Raw genomic sequence first — 20,353 nt, forward strand, 5'->3', positions numbered from 1 at the left:
AAAAAATGTATCCTTAGCTCCTTATTTTTCCTTAACAACTATAATGTAAAGACAAAATCCCTGAGTAATTAGCCGAGACTTTGGTGGTGTGAGACAGTATTATGATGAAAAACCGTTCCCACAAAAAACGGGACTTTGACTTACCTTGTCCTCTCAAAAAGCAACCCCAAGCAAAACGACGTTATCGTTCTCTTATGGGGTGGGGTGCGACTGTCTTGGTGATAGGAATGGGTGGGGGTATGGTTGCGGGGGGGTTACTCATACAGCGATATCTGTCCCCAATGGTTGAACAGGAATTAAGCGATTTTCTCAATCGTCCCGTTAAATTGGGTAATTTGCAATCTTTTTCTCTGAATCAAGTCCGTTTTGGGGAAACTAATATTTTAACCACACCGACTGATCCTGCTAAAGTTTCTATGTCTGCTTTGGCGATCAGTTATGATCCGATTAAATTTATTATCGAAAAAAAGTTAGAGATTTCTGTTACTGTTGTCTCTCCTAATATTTATCTTGAACAGGGAAAACAAGGCAATTGGATCTTAACAGAATTTGATTCTCTGAAGCCTAATAATCCCATTAAATTAAAAGCTTTACAAATAAAAAATGCTGATGCTACCTTGGTTTCTCGGTCGATCATGGGGCAAACGCAAGCATCTGTTCAATTAAAGGATTTATCGAGTCAAACAAAGTTTATTAAAGATAATAACAATGATGATCAGATTCAATTTGAGGTAGACTCCCATTTAGTTAAGGGAGGCAATTTTAAGATTTCAGGGGTTGCTGATACTCAAAATCAAGAAGTTAATTTATTGCTGAGAAGTCATCAACTTACGGCAACGGAAATTAGTCGTTTAATTCCCCTGCCGATAGATTTAAAACAGGGTAAACTTGATACTAATTTAGAGGTTAAACTAAGAGGAAATCAATTACCAAGGTTACAAGGAGTGGCAACCCTTCATCAAGTTACTGGAAAAGTCGCAACCCTTCCTCAACCTTTCCAAACTCAAGGACAATTACGCTTTAAAGATAGACAAATTAAGTTTGATGAGGTAGTGACTCGATTTGGGGAAGTGACGGGAGTGGTGCGGGGAAATATTGATCTTGAAAAGGGCTATAATTTAACGGCTAAAACTCAACCTACTACCATTCAATCTATCTTTAAAAGTATTAAACAACCAGCCCCCAAAATCCCCCTGTCAGGGAATCTCAAAGCCTCTTTTACGGTTCAGGGGGATTTGAATAATCCTAATTTATTGATTGCTTTTTCTAATGATAAAATAACTAAAATTGATCGGGTCAATTTTCAGTCAATTGATGCTAACTTACAACTAAATAAGTCTCATTTAATTGTTAAAGATTTTCGAGCAATTCCCACCCTAGGAGGGAAAATTATAGGAACAGGAAAGCTCGACTTAAATCCTTCTTCTCCCAAGTTTATCGTTGATCTACAAGGGAAAAATATTCCCTCTGCTTCTGTTGCTAATCTTTATAATGAGACAGTTGCCCGCAACTTGGGCCAAGTGTCAACACAGATAAATTTGTCGGGAAACTTGAAACAACCAAAGACATTTAAAGCAAAAGGAACTGCTAATTTTAAACTGGCAGGAGGAACAATTAATGCTTATGATTTGACCTATATGGGAGGAAATTGGCAAGGTAATATTATCGCTGATACTATTAATTTGAATCAATTAGAGGTTCCTTTTAAACAAGGAATATTAACGGGACAGTTTCAAATTGCTGGTCAAACTAATCAACCAATTAATGAAAGTTTAAAGGCAACAGGACAAGCTAAAATAATCTTAGATAATGGGGAAATTAACGCGCAAAACTTACAGTTATCTCAGGGGGTTTGGCAAACAAATTTAGGCATACAGGGAGTCAACCTTAACAAAATTGTCCCCACAATTCCGATTAATGGTATTTTTAATGGTACCTTTGATCTTATAGGCAATCTCAATTCTAACTTAAAGGAAATTCAAGCAAAGGGAGAGGGAATGTTAGCCGTTGGTGGGGGAAAAATTAAAGCCCAAAATATCCAATTACATCAAAAAAATTGGTCAACCCAATTAATGACAGAAAATGTCAGTTTTAATCATTTAAGTGAGCAAATTCCCCAATATTTAAACGGCAAATTAAATAGTCATTTAACACTATCCGGTAACATTGATTCCCCCTTAAATAGTCTAAAAGCTCAAGGAAAAGGCAATTTAGCCCTAGCCAAAGGTACGATAACGGCTCAAGCTGTAACCATCACTAACGGAAAATTTACGACAACTTTATTGCCTCAATCTATTGCCTTAACGCCTTTTTCTTCTCAGTTAAAAGGCAATTTAGATGGCGAAATAACTGTAAGTGGATTATTAACAAATATTTCCCCTGAGTATTTACAAGCTAAAGGGGAATTAAGCTTAAGTCAAGGATTATCTAAGTTTGACCATCCCTTGACAACTTTAGTCAGTTGGAATGGACAACGGTTAACCTTAGAAAACGTCAGCGCATCTGGTTTACAGGGAAAAGGATGGATAGACATCAGTTTAGAAGGAAAATCTGAGCAATTAGCCATGATTGAGGGATTTTTCCTGGATATTGCCGCCAAAAACTTTAATTTAATCAATTTACCTCTATCCTCTCCCATTCCGGGGTTAAATTATGGTGGAAAAGTCGATTTTGATGGAGTAGTTGCGGGAACTCCCAAACTTCCCACCATTAACGGAGAAATGGCCCTAGTTAATCTAAACATAGGAGAACTCAAGTTTGAACCTGTATTAACGGGAGATATTCAAGGAAATCCCCAAAAAGGAATTAAAATAGCACTAAATGGCAAAACCGATCAACTTCATCTAGAACTAGATCCCAAATTAAACCCCTTAACCTTAGCCATCAAACAGGGGAAAATACAAGCAACCGCAACCCGTCAACAAGAACAATTTATCATTGCAACCAAAGATATTCCCTTACAATTAGTGCAAAAATTCGCCAAAACTTGGTATAAAACCCCTAATAACCTACTTTCCCAAACTATAGCAGGGGACTTGTCCGGTCAATTTACCGTTAATCTTAAAACAGGGGCGATCGCAGGTCAAGAAGTTGCCATTCTTAACCCCATGATAGGAAATATCAAAGGAAAAGAATTTACAGGGAACTTTCACTATGCTAAAGGAAGTTTAGCCCTAAAAGATGGTCAATTTTCCAGCAATAACAGTCAATATGACCTCAATGGCAAATATACTGCAACCCCCCAAGGGCCTGATCTCGTAGCTAATATAGGCATTAATCAAGGCAATTTACAAGATATCCTAGAAACCCTACAAATTTTTGAATTAACAGACTTAAAACGGGGTTTAAACCCGCCAAACTACGCCAAAGCTGCCGATCTCTATCCAAAACCTCCTGAAGACCCCTCCTCCCTTCCTCCCCTTTCAACCGTCGGGACGGATAACGTTTCTCTCAGCGATCGCTTGACCCATTTTGCAGATATTAACGCATGGTTGCAACAGCAACAGCAACAACAGCAAAAAACGTCACCCCTTCCCCCCCTCAAAGACTTACAAGGCAAATTTAATGGTGAGTTGGCCCTTAAATTTGCTCCCAAAACTGGACTAGACGGGAATTTTGAGCTAAAAGGAGAAAATTGGCAATGGGGGACTTATGGGTTAAGTCAATTTCAGGCCAAAGGCAACTGGAAACAGGGAATTTTGACCTTAGAACCCCTAAACTTGCAGTTAGGAGACAGTCAGATCGCTTTTGCTGGCCGCATTGGGGATAAGATGCAACAGGGAACCCTTCAAGTCATCAATATTCCCTTAGAAACGGTGTCAACTTGGGTAGACTTACCAGAAACCGTCAATATTGGGGGACAACTCAACGGAAGCATGAAGTTAGAAGGAACCCGTGACAACCCCCAAGCAACAGGAAAACTGACGATCAACCACCCAACCATTAACCAAACCCCTTTAGGTGCAACAGAAGGACAATTTACCTATAGTCGCGGTCAGTTTAATTTTACGGCCAGTAGTAACCTAGCGCGTCAGAGTGAACCCTTGATCATGGAGGGAAACTTTCCCTATCAGTTTCCTTTGGCCAAAGTTAAACCCGAAAGCGATCGCCTATTTCTCAAATTCCAGGCCCGAAATGAAGCATTAACCCTCCTCAATATTCTCAGCAAAGGACAAATTTCTTGGTTAGGGGGAGAGGGAGACGTACAATTAACCCTATCAGGAAGGGTTGACCCGAAACGGGGCATTCCCACCCAACTGCAAGGAGAGGGTTTAGCCCAGATTAAAAATGCCACCATTGCCGCTCAAATGATGCCCCAAGCCCCTTTAACCAAAGTTCAGGGCAAAATCTTCTTTAATTTAGATCAGATTATGGTTGAGGGTTTAACAGGGCAATTTAGCGGGGGTCAAGTCGCCATGATGGGTTCTTTACCTCTACTGACAGAAATCCCACAAAAACAACCCTTAACCGTTCAATTTAATAATTTAGCCCTCAATCTTCCTCAACTCTATCAGGGGGGTGTTACAGGGTCATTAAACATTGCTGGAAGTGCCTTAAAGCCTAAAATTGGCGGCGATGTTCAGTTATTTAATGGTCAGGTATTATTAGGGGAAGGAATGGCAGAAATGCACCAACGTGGGGGGTTATTAGGGTCTACAGAATTAACGGGGTTAAGATTAATTTTAGGAGAAAAAATTCTGATTACTCGCCCCCCAATTTTAACCTTTTTAGCGACGGGAGGGTTAACCTTAAATGGCACTTTAAACCAACCCAAACCGGAAGGTCAAATTAAGCTAGAAAATGGGTTGGTGAATCTATTTGCTAGTCAGTTAAGATTAGCCGGGGGTGACAATAATATCGCCCAATTTTATCCCCATAAAGGACTCGATCCTTACTTAGATATTAGACTCTTTGCTGCGGCCACAGAAACCAATCGTAATACAGTGAGTATTGACCCCCTTTCTTCAGAAGTTGAGGAACCCTTTAGTGCGAACAAGGATAGTTTACAAACGGTGAGAATTCAAGCAGAAGTTCAAGGGTTTGCTAGTCAAATTACCAATGGAATTCAACTGAGTAGTCAACCGAAAAGAAGTCAGCAACAAATTATTACCTTATTAGGGGGAAATTTCCTGAATACATTAGGGACAGGAGAGACAACTTTAGGATTAGCAAATTTAGCGGGAAGTGCTGTATTAGGCCCAGTTCAAGGGGCCATTGGAGAAGCTTTAGGACTCAATGAATTTCGCATTTTTCCCACCCCATTAATTAATGAAAAAGATCGCATTGATTCTTCTTCTATCGGGGTTGCAGCAGAAGCAGGGGTTAATGTGACTCAAGATTTATCCCTATCAATTCAGAAAATTATGAACAGCGATCGCCCAGCACAATTTGGTCTTCGTTATCGTATTAATGACAGTACAACCTTACGAGGATCGAGTAATTTTTCTGATGATAATAGAGGAAGTATTCAATTTGAACAGCGATTTTAAGTGCAGATGAAAACGTACTATAAAAACTATTTAATCAGAGATTGGCAACCGAGCGATCGCCTTCTAGCTGCTAAAGTAATTGAAACCGTATTACAGGAATATGGTTTACCTTGGCAACCCGAAGAAGCTGACCAAGATGTGATAGAAATTGAGCAATTTTATCTACAGGTTGGGGGAGAATTTTGGATAATTGAAAACCAGGGTAAAATTGTTGGCACTGCTGCTTATTATCCCATCCATAAACAAGATCATGCTGTAGAAATTCGCAAGATGTATTTATTACCTGATGTGAGAGGTAAAGGGTTAGGAAGGTTTTTATTAGAACAATTAGAAACTGTCATTCAACAAAAAGGCTTTAAAACCATTATTATTGAGACAGCAAGTGTTTTAGAAGAAGCCGTGATCTTGTATGAAAAATCAGGCTATGAACCCATTACAGAAGTCGAGACAAAACGCTGCGATCGCGCTTATATTAAAAAACTAACTTAAACTCATTTCTCCCAGATATTTCTGTAAATAAGGGGAAAAAACTTCATAAATCAAAGTCAAAGGTTTGCGATCGTGCCAAAATAAATAATGTCGTCCCCAAAAAGGCCCTTTTTCATGAAAAGCGTCTTCTAATACCGAAGAATTACCAGAATAAATCCCTTGGATATCGCGGTATAATTCCGTATGTAACCGTGACAGACTCTCCCAAATGGGTAAAGAACGATTTTGTAGATACTCGTCTACATGGTTTCCATCCCACCAAGAAGCAGCATAAGCTAATCTTTGACCAGAAGCTGTCCTTAACCACACCTGTCGTCTTAACCTCGGTTCAGGTATAATGTCAATCTGCGGTGGGGCCCCATCATTTTCGCTACCAATGGGAGACATATCTATCAGATCAATCTCGGTTTTTTCCGTCGTTAACAATTGTAAATGACGAGTTGGGGAACCATCCCCCAATAATAAAATTTGCCACGCAGGGGATAATTGAGAATGGGGTAAGCCTTGCTTTACGATATCTTCGCCGCCTTCCCAAATAATGTCAAGGGCGTGCCATTTATGGGCTAAAGTGCTGCTGTGAGAGGGTTTCAGGTTAGCTGTCAAGGTTCTTAATAAAACTTCACTAATCTTTAAGTTTTATCATAGCAAAACCTTAGTTATTTAATCAATAAACCTTAATTGAGGGTTGGGGACGTAAGCGATAGGGTTTGCGTCCCTTTGTTATAATGGTTAAACTTAAAAGAATTATCACGATTTATGAGCAATTCTGTCCTAGAAACTGTTATTCAGCAAATAGAAAAACTAACACCTGTTTTATTTGTTGGTTGGGTTGACGTAAGGAAACCCAATAATTGAGATTAATTCTGATAGGTTTTGATGGGTTACGCTATCGCTAATCCATCCTACAAAATAGAGGTTCAGGTAATGCTTCATTATCAGCTTCATAAGCAATAATTAGGGATTCTATAGCCTCTTTTCCCTTAGCAACAGCTTCCTCATAAGTATCTCCATGAGTGCGCCAATATTGCCCTGGAAAATCAGGTAATGCTACCAAAAAACAATCATCTTCATCAGACCATTGAATGACCATGCGATATTTAATTTGTTCCATTTTCTCGCTTCCTCTTAACTTCTTGAATTGCTTGTTTTACTTCTTTTTCTTGATAAAGCTTTGCATCTTCACTGTCTTTTCCAGAAACTGTTATCTTACCAGAATACAGAGAATGTACCCAGTTTGTATGACTACCTTTTCCTGGTTTTTGAATAAACCCAGTTTTGCGTAGCATTTGCTTTAACTCTCTAACTTTTTTAGGCATTTTGCCACTAAGTTTTTCTGTTCATCTATTGATTATAACTTAAGAGGACAAACTCATGACTATTCTCACCACTCAATTCAACCTCAGAACCGATAATAATGGCATTCCTGGGACAATTATTAATCAGTGTCAGCATTTTTTTGACTTAATTTAGTGACAAATGCTACACTGAAATATATGTTAGGATTCATGGCTTTAAATAAACCATCGGGGTTAACGTCTCATGATTGCGTCGCTAGAGTGAGACGACTGTTAAAATTAAAGAAAGTGGGCCACGGTGGAACCCTTGATCCTTTAGCAACGGGAGTTTTACCCATTGCCGTGGGAAGAGCAACCCGTTTATTGCAATTTTTGCCGGAAAATAAGTCTTATCATGCCAAAATTCGTCTAGGAATGCAAACTACAACGGATGATCTCGAAGGAGAGGTAATTAAGACGCAACCGACCCCTAATTTAAGCTTAGAAGACATTCAACCCCTATTAAAGCAGTTTATTGGCAGTATTCAACAAATTCCCCCGGCTTATAGTGCTATTCAAAAAGACGGAAAACGCTTGTATGAGTTAGCTAGGAAAGGGGAAATCGTAGAAGTTCCCGTAAGAACGGTTGAAGTCACCAAAATTGATATATTAGGGTGGTATCCTGGGGAATTTCCCGAATTAGACTTAGATATATATTGCGGCCCAGGGACTTATATTCGGGCGATCGCCAGAGATCTTGGCACAAAATTAAATATTGGGGGAACCTTGGCCGGGTTAAAACGCACCGAAAGTTGTGGGATGATACTATCAGAAACAATTACATTAGAAGAACTTAAAATACAAATTGAACAAGAAACTTTTTCCTTAATTAAACCGGAATTAGTTCTAAAACATTTACCCATAATTACTCTATCTTTAGAAGAAGGTAAACGCTGGTGTCAAGGTCAAAAGATCCCTATTAATCTTGAATTATTATCTTCAATTATACGAGTTAATGATGAAACAGGAGAATTTTTAGGGATTGGAAATTTAAGGGAAGAAGATGACTATCAATTACTGATTCCCCAAGTAGTTATTAAATTGTACTAGGACAGAACAGTGTTATGTCCCTACAATTATCAATTATCAATACTTCCCTTTTTTTCCACTTAAGAATCAAAATTAAAGCCAAATTTTCCCAAAAAATGGGACTGACATCCCAGGAGTTGATCGCCTAAGCTGAGGTTAATGATAAATCAACACCCAATCAATCGGTGTGAGGCAAAGGGAGGCTTAATTATGTTTAACTTAAACTATGGTAAATCAGGCACTTATACAGCGATCGCCCTCTTAATGGGAATTACAGCTATTGTCCCTTTTTATCCTTTACAACCCGCAACAGCGCAATTATTACCTCAACCTAGCAGAAATTCCACACCTAGCAGCGGAACCGTCGCCATTCCCGCAGGAACACGAATTCCTATGATGTTTGATGATGGAGAAAAGATTTTAGTCAGTGAAACAGAAATTGTCCCACTTACCTTAAAAACCGCCGCCACTGTTCGAGATGGTAACAGAAATGTCTTAATTCCCGCAGGTAGCGACGTGGTGGGAGAAATTCGCCCCGCCAGAGGTGGATCTCAATTTGTTTCCCGTGAAATCATCATCAATGGTCAAACCTATCCTTTTTATTCTAACTCTGCGGTAGTGACCACAACAGAAACCATTAACGAAGGGGCCAGTATTGGAGAAATTTTAGGGGGAACGGTAGCAGGGGCCGGGGCCGCTGCTATTATTGCCGGAGTCACAGGCGATCGCAGTATTGATGCCTTAGAAGTGTTAGCAGGGGCCGCTGTGGGAACCTTGGCCGGATGGGGTTTACCCGAAGCTGGAATCATCGGGGGAGGACAAAGTGAAGTGATTTCGATCGATCCGAACCAAGATTTAACCGTTACCTTACAATCGAGTTTTTCCGTTGCCAATAACAACTATCGGGGGAATGGCTATCGTCTCAGCTTCTTCTAAGGTTGTTGAACCAGGATAAAGGTGGCGACGGCGATCAAAAAATAACCAAAGCCTTTTTGTAACTGCTTACCCTCAATGTATTGGGATAAATAAGCCCCCAAAAAGGTGCCGAAGGCAGCAACAACGGTAAAAGATGCCATTAAACCCCAATTTAAGGGAACGGTTCCTACATAACCCAGAAACCCTGCGAGGGAATTGAGAGTAATAATTAATAAAGATGTACCAATAGCTTCTTTCATGGGGGTATTGCCCAACAAAACTAAGGCGGGAACAATGGCGAAACCGCCACCAACCCCTACTAACCCCGTTAAAATGCCGATGGCTAGCCCTTCAGTGATCAGCCACAGCCAACAATATTGACAGATGGGAGGAGGATACAACTCAGTATCCTCTTTTTTTTCTGGAGATGACAGGGAACCTTTACGAATCATGAAAATAGCGGCGACTAACATCATCACCCCAAATAACGAAAGTTGCAGGGTTTCTGTGATAAAGGGCAAATGAGCTAATTTTGCCCCACAAAACGCCCCTGCCATGGTTGATGGGCCAAATATTAAAGCTTTTTTCAGGTTAATGTTGCCTTTTCGCCAATGGGGTATGGTTCCAATTAAACTAACGGTTCCCACAATAACTAAGGTCATGGCGATCGCAGGTTTGGGAGAAATGCCCATGACGTAGACTAAAATAGGAAGGGCCAAAACCGAACCACCGCCTCCTAATAATCCTAAACTTAATCCAATACAACCTGCTAATAAATGACCGATAATTTGTATCCACATGATGGTTTATTGGTTATTAATTTGGTTATAAGGCAGTTTTATTAAGAGGTTAGCCATCATACAGGTTCCTGAGATTCCTGCAAACATTAATCCTGCCCCAACAAAGCCACTTAAAATTAAAAACCAAGGGGAAATAAACGCGCCTAATATTGTTCCTGTAAAGACTAAAGAACCAGCGACTATTTGTACTTGTCGCATAATAGGAATCGGGGCATTTTTATTGATTTGTGTGGGATATCCTTGTTGTTTCCAAGCATTGAGTCCTCCTTGTAAATGGCTGATTTCGGTGTAACCTGATGCTAGGAGTTTTTGGGCTGCTTGATAGGAACGGTTACTGCTTTGGCAATAGAGAATTAATGGTTTATTTGTTGTTTCCTGTTGTAATTTATTGGGATTAAATTGCGATAAAGGAAATAATTTTGCTCCAACAATTCTTTCTCTAGCATATTCTACCGGTTCTCTAACATCAATTAAGGTGATTGTATTACTATCAATTAATTGTTTAAGAGTTGCGGGATCAATGGTATTAATTGCTTGGTTTTTGTTAACTGTTTGACTCATAATAATCTCCTGATTTTTATTTCTATGAATTCTGTAATACAAGCATCTTGCTTGTGACAGCCTAGAAGTCTGTGTTACTTGTTAAAGTTTCAGATATTAGATCTGGTTTCATGATAATTTTTGTCCATTCTTCTAGGATAAAATAAGGAATTTTGAGAGTAGTATCGTTGTTTTTTAAGGGTAATTCTAAAACCCAAAAATTGTTACTTTCTAATTGATTCAGAATCTGAGTAAAGTCATATTGTCCGACATTGGGGGCAAAGGCTTCTTTTTCATTGGCAAAAATATCAGGGGCTTTTACAATCAAATCATCCTTTATTTTAATAATTAAGGATTGAGGATGAGCAAATTCAAAAACATCAGGAAATCCCACTAATCTGAGATTGATTTGAGGCGGTTTATCATCTTTAATTTGTTTAAAAAAAACGATTTGCCAAGAATGATCTGATTTATCTCGCAAGGTTTGTCGAGATTGATAAAGTATAGTATTCGCTGATGTTTTGGTTTCCCGAATTAACGCATAAGCAGGATTTGTTAATAATAAAGTTAACCCAATACTCAAAATTAATATTAAAAGTTTTTTCATGATTCCTCCTTATTCAAACAATTTGTATTTTTTGGCATAACACCAGGACTATTTGATTCTCCCTGACGCTGATACCCTAAAGGGTTCAGCTATCATCGCCAAGCCCGCGAAGGCGGGCTTCGTTTGTATAACCCCAGGCTTTAGACTGAGGGAATGTGAAAGAATGAAATAGCCCTGCTTTAATACTGTTAAACCTTTGCATAATATCGACAAATTACATTGCAATTTTGCCACAACTTTGATTTGCAGGAACAGCTTCCATCATCTTTTTAGGATTTGGTAAGTTAAGATTATTCATGAAGGTGATAAATTGTGAGCGATCGCGTCCCAAAAAACGAGGATTCCATTGTTTTTCTTCCCCAATAGTTGAAACCGTTTGTCCCCGATAGTCATGGCCAGGATAGACAAAGGTTTCCTCTGGTAAGGTAAAAAGTCCCTGCGTCACCGAGTCGTAGAGGGTTCCCGCATCTCCACTTTGAAAGTCTGTCCGTCCACATCCCCGAATAAATAACGCATCCCCCGTTAACACAGCAGTTTGGTTGACTAAATAGGCCAGATGACTGTCGGTGTGGCCAGGAGTTGCGATCGCTTCAATGACGATATTTCCTAATTTTAAGGTTTCCCCATCTCTTAAAAAACGGTCTGCACAGGCAATTTTGGCATTTTCAGGCACTATTCCTAAACATCCCGTTAATTCTCGCAGTTTTCCCGTTCCCGTAATGTGATCCGCATGAATATGGGTTTCTAAACAGTATTTTAGGGTGAGTCCTAATTCCTGCAAAAGCTGGCGATCGCGGGGAACTTGTTCTAAAACCGGATCAACCAGTAACGCTTCTTTGAGAGTGCGATCGGCGATTAAATAGGTATAGGTCGATGATTCCCCATCAAACAATTGACGAAAGAGCATGGCTTTATCGTGATTTTCTTATATGCTTTCATTATACAACTATTTAGTAATATGACAGTGCCTAGGGTTAATTCATGAATTTACCCTACAAAATATTTATTATTGATAATTTTCAAACCTCAATTACAATTTTACCGACTGCATGACCTTCTTCACTGTAAGTATGGGCCGCAATAATTTCTGATAAATTATAGGTGCGATCAATAATTGGGGTAATTTGTCCTTGTTCAATTAAGCGTGTTAATTCAGCTAGATCTTGAGGTTTAGTTTCTGCTAATAAAAATTTTACTTGTTTACTGGAAAAAAAGGCAAGAACATTATCAATAATTAATTGCGAACTGGGCAGTAAGGTAATATAAATACCTTGAGATGTTAAACTATTTTTGCAAGCAGAAAAAGAACGGTTACTAACTGCATCAAAAATAATATCGTATTGCTGCCCATTTTTTGTAAAATCTTCTTGAGTATAATCAATTACATGATCGGCCCCTAATTGTTGTACTAGAGGAATATTTTTGCTACTACAAACAGCCGTTACTTCTGTCTGGTATGCCTTAGCAATTTGTACCGCAAACGTACCTACACCACCTGATGCACCGTTAATTAAGACTTTTTGACCATTTTTGATGTTTGCCTGATCTCGTAAGGCTTGTAATGCCGTAGAAGCTGCCAAAGGAACCGCCGCAGCTTGCAAGTAATTGAGGTTATTCGGTTTAGGAGAAATGAACTGAGGAGTTGTTACTAAATATTCGCTGTAAGCACCACCAAAATTTGGCTTAACGAACCCATAAACTTGATCTCCAGTGTTAAAGTTAGTAAGGTTTTTACCCACTTCTAGCACTTCCCCAGAAAAGTCCGAACCCAAGAAAAAAGGAAACTTATTTCCCGTGACAACACGCAACATTCCGCGCCGAATTTTCCAGTCAATGGGGTTAATACTACTGGCAAAAACTTTGATCAGTAATTGTTCGGGAGTGGGGGAAGGTTTAGCTACCTCTGTATATTGTAAAACATCGGGGGAGCCATATTGATGAAAAATTACAGCTTTCATGACAGTCTTTTAAAAAAGATTCCAGCTATGTTAATTTTAGCATTTTTTTGGGCATTCTAAAGGTAAAAGCTCCAAGACGTTACATTATTTTTTTTCAAAGTTAACGCTATGCTAAAAATTAAGCTGTTTAATTCACAACATCCCCTAGAACATCAGGAACTAGAATTAAGTGATCATCGTCTTAAAGATGATGGTTGTTTAATTGGCACTTCTCCTACTTGTGGTCTTGTACTTCCCAGTATAAAAATTAAAGAAGTTCATGGCAAGTTATTTACAGAAAGGGGACAATATTTCTTCCAAGATATTACAGGAGAAAGCAACACCCAATTTAATGATGAAATAGTTAAAACTGAGCAGTCTTATCCTTTAGAAACTGATGATATTATTCGCATTGGTGAATTTGTTTTAATTGTTGATGGACTTCCTGTTAAAAAGAAATCCCAATTTAGTAAAAGGAAAGACAAAAAAAATCAAGACAATAAACCTGCCAATAAGCGAACTTTACAAAATATTAAATCCTTAACTAGAAGAAACAGTCGTACTCAGGAAAAAACGGCTGAAACTTCAGTAAAATCTGCTGATAACTCAACATCTCAAAAGACAGCAGTTACTCAAAATAATTCATCTCCTATTGCAGCATCTAAAATTCCTGTATCCTCCCAACCATCTGTCACTTTATCTCCTCCTTTACCAACAATAAAAACCCCTGATATTGCTATTTCTAAACAGTCTTTAACTCCTGCTAATTCTTCCCTTGAGCAAACCCCTATTTTAGAAGGAATGAAATGGTGGACAAAGGGAGAATTAACCGTCCGTTGTATTAATATTATTGAAGACACTGAGGATGTTAAAACCTTCCGATTTATGGCAGATTCTCCCACATTATTTAATTATAAACCGGGGCAATTTGTCACCTTAAACCTTAATATTAATGGACAAATAGTTAAACGTTCCTACTCAATTTCTTCCACTCCTTCACGGCCCCATACTTTAGAAATTACAGTCAAAAGAGTTCCCCCTCCACCTGACGTTCCTAATGCACCTCCTGGACTTGTTTCCAATTGGTTACATGACCATATTAAGGTAGGAAATGAAATCAAATTAACCGGGCCGTCTGGTAAGTTTACCTGTGTCGATAATAACGCGGTTAAACTGTTATTTATTTCCGCAGGAAGTGGTATTACTCCGATGATGTCTATGTCTCGTTGGGCTTTAGATACTGTTGCAAATCGAGACATTGTTTTCTTACATAGTGCGAGAACTCCTCATGATATTATTTACCGCAAAGAATTAGAAGCAATGACAGCAAATCATGTTAATTTTCATCTCGCATTAACCATAACTCGCGCTGCTATTGGGGAACCTTGGTGGGGGTTTACAGGCCGTTTAAATGAGGTTTTATTACCTGCTATTTGTCCTGATTTTAAAGAACGATTTATCTATGTTTGTGGCCCTGATGGGTTTATGAAAGGGGTCAAAAATTTGGCTGAGAGTTTAGGGTTTCCTATGAACAATTACTATCAAGAAAGTTTTGGGGGTGCTAAGAAACAAACTCCTGTATCTTCTGAGTCTAAAAATGGTCATTCTGCGGTTGTAATACCAACTCATTCTATTACAAAAAATGGTCATGCTCCTGCACCTAAACCTGTTTACTCTCCTGTTGCAACTAAGTCTTATCCTGTGGTATTTTCTCAGTCACAAAAAGAAGTTATGTGTGATGAAACAATGTCTTTATTAGACTTAGCTGAACAGGAAATGATTGAGGTTGACTGTAGTTGTCGGAGTGGGGGATGTGGTAGTTGTAAAGTGAAGAAATTAGAGGGAGAAATACACTATGATAGTGATCCTGATGGTTTAAGTTCTGATGAGCAAAATGAGGGCTATATTTTGGCTTGTATTGCTCATCCTAAAGGACGAGTTGTGATTGATGTTTAACATCATTAATTAATCTTTGGTAGGGGTCAACGGCCGTTGAACCCTACGGTTTTATGGGTATATTGTTAACATTAAACTTAAGTAAAATGACGACGAAAACGAGGATCAAAATGATGTTTTTTTTGTTGATTACAGGGTTGACAAAGGGTTTGTAAGTTACTCATATCATTACTACCTCCTTTTGCTAAGGGAATAATATGATCAATGTTTAAAATAGTTTCTTGTTGTTTTTTGCCACAACTTTTACATTGATAGTTATCTCGTTGAAAGATATAATCTCTAACTGATTTTGGGAACGGTATTCTGGGGGTTTTAGTCATTGGTTTTTTATAAAAAATGATGTAGTAAGGTGGGCAATACCCACCCTACCTTTATGGATACAATATTCTAAGATTGATTCATCGATTGACGAATATCATCTAAGGGTGACTCCATTTCATTAATTTCAGGTTTATCAGGGATGAATTCTAAGGTTATTTTAAGTCTTATTTTACCTTTTTTCCATCCGTTAGAACCTACTTTTAAAATCTCACAGTCTTTGCCATTTGTTAGCCACTTATAATTGCTAGTAGATCGATTTTTATAATCATAAATTTTAGCGCACTGTATTCCTGACTTCTCTAAATATTCAACTAATTTATTGGGTAATTCACCTTCTAAAAAGACACGAATTATATCCTTTATTTTAGAAGTTTTACGCATCGAATCAGCACCAAAAGCAATCACATCATCATCATTCTCTAAATACTCATTATGCTCAAAAACTCGATTATTACTCATGATAAACTCCTAAAAAACTTTGTGTATTTGAAACTTTGTACGGGTTTAGTAGGGTGGGCATTGCCCACCTTAAAAACGACAACCTAAATAATATTCAACACCTCACTATTTTCACTATCCCCATTACCATTACTAACCGAATTATCAACAGTTACAGCCTTAACAACATAGTCTTTTAACTGTAAATTTTCCTCACCAATTAAGGGTAACTGACGCTCATAAACCTGCATTGCTTTGAGACAATGGTTAATGCCTAAAACTGCCTCATTATATGCCTCAATTTTCTCCTTAATTTCTCCTTGTAAGCGAAGATTTTTATCAATCTTTTCTTGTGCTTCCTGTTCCAAAGTTTGCCCTAAATATTCCCTTGCTTGATCATACTGCTGCAAGATTATATCTGCTTGTTGATCTGCCATAGGTAATAATTGACTTTTCAGAGTTTCATTGATGGTTTGACGGAAATATTTACGGATGGTTGCTGATACTTTTGGCTCAAAATCTAACTTCAATAATTGACGAATTGCTGGTTCAGCTTCCACCATACAGCTACAGTCATAACCTTGGGAAACCTGCTGTAAAGTTTGACGAAATTGATAGATAGAAAATGTATTTTCGTCATAAAACCTTGGACTTTCTCGTACATAGCGATCGCATTCAACTTTAGCCTCACTTACTAAAGCATGAATTAAGCTAATTTCTACCTGTTTTAATTGGTTTTCTATTCCCCCATCATTGCCCAATAAACGGTATAATTTACGGTAATATTCGGTTTGTTTGACCCGATCTAATAAACGTTGACAAAAGGCATTAGTTAAAGTTTTAACACCCTCAACTAAAACATTCTCTAACTCATTAGCGAGGTAATATAAGGCCTCAACTAAAATGGCAATTAAAGGCACAGTGGCATTGCGTGGATGACTTAAAGCAGCGTTGCGATGGGCATTTTGAACTGAAAAAGTATTAACTAATTCATCAAGACGACTGACCATTCTTGCCTTTAGTTTTTGGAAGTCTTCTTCAAATAAATTGTCACCATTGACAATGATTTCATTGACTTCATTGGCAATATATTTTTTAAATTGTAGTCCCACTTCTTGTAACTCATGATTTAACCGAGTTAACTCCTGTGCTTTCATGGCATCAATTTCACGGGGTTGACTTTCTAAGTCTCGATAATGATCAAGATAGTATTTCCGTAAAGTAATGCACAAGGGTTGTAAATCATCTGCTAAAGTAGCAAATAATTGAGGTCTTTTTTCTTCTGTTAAATAGCGAGTAATGGAACTGCGAAAATCTTCAATTCCACTATCAGTAATTAACTGATTAATCAGAGGTATTCCCCATTCGCTGAGAATGCGGATATAATTTTCGTTAGGGGTTTCATATCCATGAACAGATACTTTAAATTCTGTGCGGGTTAACTTACCAGAATTGGCACAATAATTGTTGAATTCACTGACAAATTGGGGGGTTTCTTCTTCTCCTCCCATGCTTTTAACACTCTCAGCAAATAAGGTATCAAGTCCGAAACGGTTACTACTATTGGTATGTTTAATTTGACTACCATAAAACCCTAATAACCCACTGGTTTTATGTACCCTTGAAGTGTCTCGAAATTGACTTTGAATGAGGCTATCAAGACGTTGACGCAGTTGAGCAGCATACCAAGTTTCATCAATGCGGTTAAACACATAAAACACGCGATCGCGGATGCCTAAATTAGCTCGCATTTTCTCTAAAAGTTCCGTTTCTTCTGTTGTCATATCCCCCGCCGAAGCCGGTTTTAAAACACAAACAACCGCCGAAGTATCGGGATGCTCAATTTTACGATAAGTTAGGTCAGCATCTTTCTTTACAGGGGCATCAATTCCAGGCATATCAACTAAAACATTGCCATCTTTTAAGAGGGGATGATGACAATAATAATCTAACCTTTTTAGTACCGAACTATTGCTGCCTCGACGAGCATAACTTGCTGCTTCTGTCAAGTTAGAAAAATTAAATTGTTCCATGGAATAAGTAGCAGCATTAATAGTATGAATGCGATCCCGATTTTGGGTAAACCCTTCTAACAAAAGCATTAATGCTTTGGCTTGTTTTGCCCGTTCAGATTTATTTTCTCCCCCTTCTTGTTCAATAATTTGTTGACAGCATTCATTTAAGAAGTCCTTCACTTCAGCTTGATTAATATTGGTAGAATTTTGTAGATTTAAGCGTTGACAAAGGGCCTGTATTTGCTCTCGAATTTCTACTTCACTGAGAAAAGTTAAAACTACCCTTTCTTGTTCGGGTTCGGCATAATAAATATGACATTCTGTTCCTGTTGCGTGACCTTCTGCACTATACAATAATTCCCTTTCTAATAGGGCATTAATTAACATAGATTTTCCCGCACTAAATGCCCCGGCAAAGACAATTTCAAACTGAGGAGAAACCGCTTTTTTTAGAGATGCTTCGATCGTACTTACATCTTGTTGAGAACGCAAAGAATGTTCTTGATACAAGAGTTCTAGTAAAAGATTGACATGAGTAGATAAATGCTCACATTGGGGAAGACTTTGACTCATAGAGATTATCCAGTTAGTGATATTTCTCTCTTAGAGTTCCCCAATTATGAGTGTAAATCATCACTAAAGAATGATATTATATTATTAACTTAGCTAAAGGAGAAACTCAAATGATTGAATCACTCAATAAAATTATAGCTAAACTTGAACAATTACCTGAATCGGAACAGGAAAGAATTGCGATGATTCTTCTTAAAGAAGTAGAAAACCCAGAATTTAAAGCAGTTTATTCAACTTTTTCTCTAGAAAATCAGCCTTTTGTCGGAATGTGGAAGGACAGAGCAGAAATGCAAAATAGTTCTGATTGGGTGCGTCAATTAAGACGAAAACAATGGCAAGGTTAGATGATTTATCTTTTAGTGGATACGGATATTTTAATTGATATTGCTAATGATGATATAACCGCTCAAACTCGTTTATCTAATGAGGCGAAAAATGCAGTTTTATCGGTTTCTGTCATTACGGTAATGGAGTTAATTGTGGGTTGTCGTAATAAGTCAGAGTTACAAGTGTTGAGTAGTTTTTTAATTCAATTTCATGTATTAACCCTTAATCAAGAAATTTCTGGACTAGGAATTGACTTAATTAAAAAGTATTATCTAAGTCATGGTTTACTGATTCCAGATGCTTTAATTGCTGCGACTGCGATGGGTTATAATATTGGTTTGTTAAGTAAAAATCAGCGAGATTATTGTTTTATTGAATCCCTTAATCTACTTCCTTATCCTTAATAAAACCAGTTAGGGAAAAAGTACACAATTAACCTATTCCAATCAAACAAAAAAAACCTACCTTAAAACAGATAGGATTTTCAAAAAAATAATTAGGGTTTTCTATTAGCGAAACATACTACTAACAGAAGTATCTTCATGAATGCGCCAAATAGCTTCACCCAATAAATTCGCCACAGAAAGCACCGTTAACTGTTTAAAACGGTGGGCCTCTGGTACGGGAATAGTATTAGTAACGATCACCTCTTCTAACACACCGCTAGACAACCGAGAAATGGCCGGGCCAGAAAATACCGCATGAGTCGCACAAGCATAAACCTGACGCGCCCCTTCTTCCCGCAATAATTTCGCCCCTTCTGTAATAGTGCCGGCCGTGTCGATCATATCATCAACTAAAACCGCCGTTTTGCCCTTAACATCCCCAATGACATTCATCACTTCGGCAACATTATGGGACTGACGACGTTTATCAATAATTGCTAAAGGGGCATCATTTAACTTTTTAGCAAAGGCCCGGGCCCGGGCCACCCCTCCCACATCAGGAGAAACAATCACCAAATCAGAGAGATCTTTAGTGGCAAAATAATCTAATAAAACGGGGGAACCGTAAACATGATCAAAAGGAATATCAAAATAGCCTTGTATTTGGGCAGAATGTAAATCCATGGCCAAAACTCGCTGGGCCCCGGCCTCAGTTATTAAATTCGCCACCAATTTGGCCGTAATGGACTCACGGCCAGCCGTTTTACGGTCTGCCCTGGCATAACCATAATAGGGAATAACTGCGGTAATTTGCCGTGCTGACGCTCGACGACAAGCATCAATCATAATCAATAATTCCATAAAATGGTCATTGACCGGATTACAACAGGGTTGTATTAAATAAACATCACAGCCTCGGATTGATTCTTGAATTTGAACGTATAATTCACCATCAGCGAATCTTTTTCTGACCATCGGCCCAATATCCATCCCTAAATAACGGGCGACTTCTTGGGCCAAAGGAATGTTCGCTGATCCAGAAAAAACACTTAGGCGGTTATTATCTGACAATGATGGCATTGTCGGTTGTAGCGTTAATATGGGAGTATGGCTCACAGCAGACTCTTGACCCTCAACTCACGGCAAACTCTATCATCTCAGGTTTTTTGATTGTCTGATCAGATTTTCTTCCTTTCC

The 20,353-nt window shown here is 38.3% G+C and carries 19 protein-coding genes; 7 read left to right on the top strand and 12 right to left on the bottom strand.

The window, feature by feature from the left end:
• Positions 1 to 101 precede the first annotated feature (101 nt).
• Positions 102 to 5,489 carry a translocation/assembly module TamB domain-containing protein gene (locus tag VB715_RS15650; RefSeq protein WP_323302149.1) on the top strand — a complete coding sequence of 1,796 codons (5,388 nt, stop codon included), beginning with the start codon at positions 102 to 104 and terminating at the stop codon, positions 5,487 to 5,489.
• A gap of 6 nt (positions 5,490 to 5,495) precedes the next feature.
• Positions 5,496 to 5,978 carry a GNAT family N-acetyltransferase gene (locus VB715_RS15655; RefSeq protein WP_323302150.1) on the top strand — a complete coding sequence of 161 codons (483 nt, stop codon included), beginning with the start codon at positions 5,496 to 5,498 and terminating at the stop codon, positions 5,976 to 5,978.
• On the opposite strand, the gene VB715_RS15660 is transcribed toward VB715_RS15655, so the two are convergent.
• From VB715_RS15660 to VB715_RS15670, 3 genes are all read right to left on the bottom strand, one after another.
• A complete protein-coding gene (locus VB715_RS15660; protein ID WP_323302151.1) occupies positions 5,970 to 6,581 on the bottom strand; it encodes a chorismate lyase in 612 nt (203 codons plus the stop codon). The two genes, VB715_RS15655 and VB715_RS15660, sit on opposite strands and share 9 nt — an antisense overlap.
• Before the next feature lie 289 nt (positions 6,582 to 6,870).
• Positions 6,871 to 7,089 (bottom strand): type II toxin-antitoxin system HicB family antitoxin, encoded by a 219-nt coding sequence (locus tag VB715_RS15665; protein ID WP_323302152.1) that lies wholly within the window; start codon positions 7,087 to 7,089, stop codon positions 6,871 to 6,873.
• Complete coding sequence (locus VB715_RS15670; RefSeq protein ID WP_323302153.1) at positions 7,076 to 7,294, bottom strand: type II toxin-antitoxin system HicA family toxin; 219 nt, start codon at positions 7,292 to 7,294, stop codon at positions 7,076 to 7,078. Before VB715_RS15670 ends, VB715_RS15665 begins: the two co-directional genes overlap by 14 nt.
• 177 nt (positions 7,295 to 7,471) lie before the next feature.
• Between VB715_RS15670 and truB the strand changes: the two genes are divergently transcribed.
• Both truB and VB715_RS15680 read left to right on the top strand, forming a co-directional pair.
• The gene (gene truB / locus VB715_RS15675) at positions 7,472 to 8,362 is read left to right on the top strand and encodes a tRNA pseudouridine(55) synthase TruB (protein ID WP_323302226.1); all 891 of its coding nucleotides are present in this window, start codon (positions 7,472 to 7,474) and stop codon (positions 8,360 to 8,362) included.
• Between the two features lie 189 nt (positions 8,363 to 8,551).
• Positions 8,552 to 9,277, top strand: a complete 726-nt coding sequence (locus tag VB715_RS15680; protein WP_323302154.1) for a hypothetical protein — start codon at positions 8,552 to 8,554, stop codon at positions 9,275 to 9,277.
• Here VB715_RS15680 and VB715_RS15685 read toward each other — a convergent pair.
• The 5 genes from VB715_RS15685 to VB715_RS15705 all read right to left on the bottom strand — a co-directional run bounded on the left by VB715_RS15685 (position 9,274) and on the right by VB715_RS15705 (position 13,161).
• On the bottom strand, positions 9,274 to 10,059 hold the full coding sequence (locus tag VB715_RS15685; RefSeq protein WP_416336947.1) for a sulfite exporter TauE/SafE family protein: 786 nt from the start codon (positions 10,057 to 10,059) through the stop codon (positions 9,274 to 9,276). The two genes, VB715_RS15680 and VB715_RS15685, sit on opposite strands and share 4 nt — an antisense overlap.
• A 3-nt stretch (positions 10,060 to 10,062) precedes the next feature.
• Positions 10,063 to 10,617 carry a rhodanese-like domain-containing protein gene (locus VB715_RS15690; protein WP_323302156.1) on the bottom strand — a complete coding sequence of 185 codons (555 nt, stop codon included), beginning with the start codon at positions 10,615 to 10,617 and terminating at the stop codon, positions 10,063 to 10,065.
• A gap of 61 nt (positions 10,618 to 10,678) precedes the next feature.
• Positions 10,679 to 11,203 (bottom strand): DUF3122 domain-containing protein, encoded by a 525-nt coding sequence (locus VB715_RS15695; protein ID WP_323302157.1) that lies wholly within the window; start codon positions 11,201 to 11,203, stop codon positions 10,679 to 10,681.
• Positions 11,204 to 11,417: 214 nt separating this feature from the next.
• Positions 11,418 to 12,110 carry an MBL fold metallo-hydrolase gene (locus VB715_RS15700; RefSeq protein ID WP_323302158.1) on the bottom strand — a complete coding sequence of 231 codons (693 nt, stop codon included), beginning with the start codon at positions 12,108 to 12,110 and terminating at the stop codon, positions 11,418 to 11,420.
• A gap of 112 nt (positions 12,111 to 12,222) precedes the next feature.
• A complete protein-coding gene (locus tag VB715_RS15705) occupies positions 12,223 to 13,161 on the bottom strand; it encodes an NAD(P)-dependent alcohol dehydrogenase (protein ID WP_323302159.1) in 939 nt (312 codons plus the stop codon).
• 108 nt (positions 13,162 to 13,269) lie between these two features.
• On the opposite strand from VB715_RS15705, the gene VB715_RS15710 reads away from it, so the two are divergent.
• Positions 13,270 to 15,096, top strand: coding sequence for an FAD-binding oxidoreductase (locus tag VB715_RS15710; protein WP_323302160.1), 1,827 nt, complete (start codon positions 13,270 to 13,272; stop codon positions 15,094 to 15,096).
• 77 nt (positions 15,097 to 15,173) lie between these two features.
• Here the strand turns inward: VB715_RS15710 and VB715_RS15715 are convergent, their stop codons facing one another.
• From VB715_RS15715 to VB715_RS15725, 3 genes are all read right to left on the bottom strand, one after another.
• Complete coding sequence (locus VB715_RS15715; protein ID WP_323302161.1) at positions 15,174 to 15,416, bottom strand: HNH endonuclease; 243 nt, start codon at positions 15,414 to 15,416, stop codon at positions 15,174 to 15,176.
• A gap of 67 nt (positions 15,417 to 15,483) precedes the next feature.
• A complete protein-coding gene (locus tag VB715_RS15720) occupies positions 15,484 to 15,876 on the bottom strand; it encodes a KGK domain-containing protein (protein ID WP_323302162.1) in 393 nt (130 codons plus the stop codon).
• An 83-nt stretch (positions 15,877 to 15,959) separates the two neighbouring features.
• Positions 15,960 to 18,443, bottom strand: coding sequence for a dynamin-like GTPase family protein (locus VB715_RS15725; protein ID WP_323302163.1), 2,484 nt, complete (start codon positions 18,441 to 18,443; stop codon positions 15,960 to 15,962).
• Positions 18,444 to 18,553: 110 nt separating this feature from the next.
• Here VB715_RS15725 and VB715_RS15730 point away from each other — a divergent pair, with 110 nt between their 5' ends.
• Both VB715_RS15730 and VB715_RS15735 read left to right on the top strand, forming a co-directional pair.
• Positions 18,554 to 18,787 (top strand): hypothetical protein, encoded by a 234-nt coding sequence (locus VB715_RS15730; protein ID WP_323302164.1) that lies wholly within the window; start codon positions 18,554 to 18,556, stop codon positions 18,785 to 18,787.
• Positions 18,788 to 19,174 carry a type II toxin-antitoxin system VapC family toxin gene (locus VB715_RS15735; protein WP_323302165.1) on the top strand — a complete coding sequence of 129 codons (387 nt, stop codon included), beginning with the start codon at positions 18,788 to 18,790 and terminating at the stop codon, positions 19,172 to 19,174. It begins immediately after the preceding gene.
• 105 nt (positions 19,175 to 19,279) lie between these two features.
• On the opposite strand, the gene VB715_RS15740 is transcribed toward VB715_RS15735, so the two are convergent.
• Positions 19,280 to 20,236, bottom strand: a complete 957-nt coding sequence (locus VB715_RS15740; protein WP_323302166.1) for a ribose-phosphate pyrophosphokinase — start codon at positions 20,234 to 20,236, stop codon at positions 19,280 to 19,282.
• Positions 20,237 to 20,353: the final 117 nt, after the last annotated feature.

Origin of the sequence: Crocosphaera sp. UHCC 0190 (assembly GCF_034932065.1) — a bacterium.
GTDB lineage: Bacteria > Cyanobacteriota > Cyanobacteriia > Cyanobacteriales > Microcystaceae > UHCC-0190.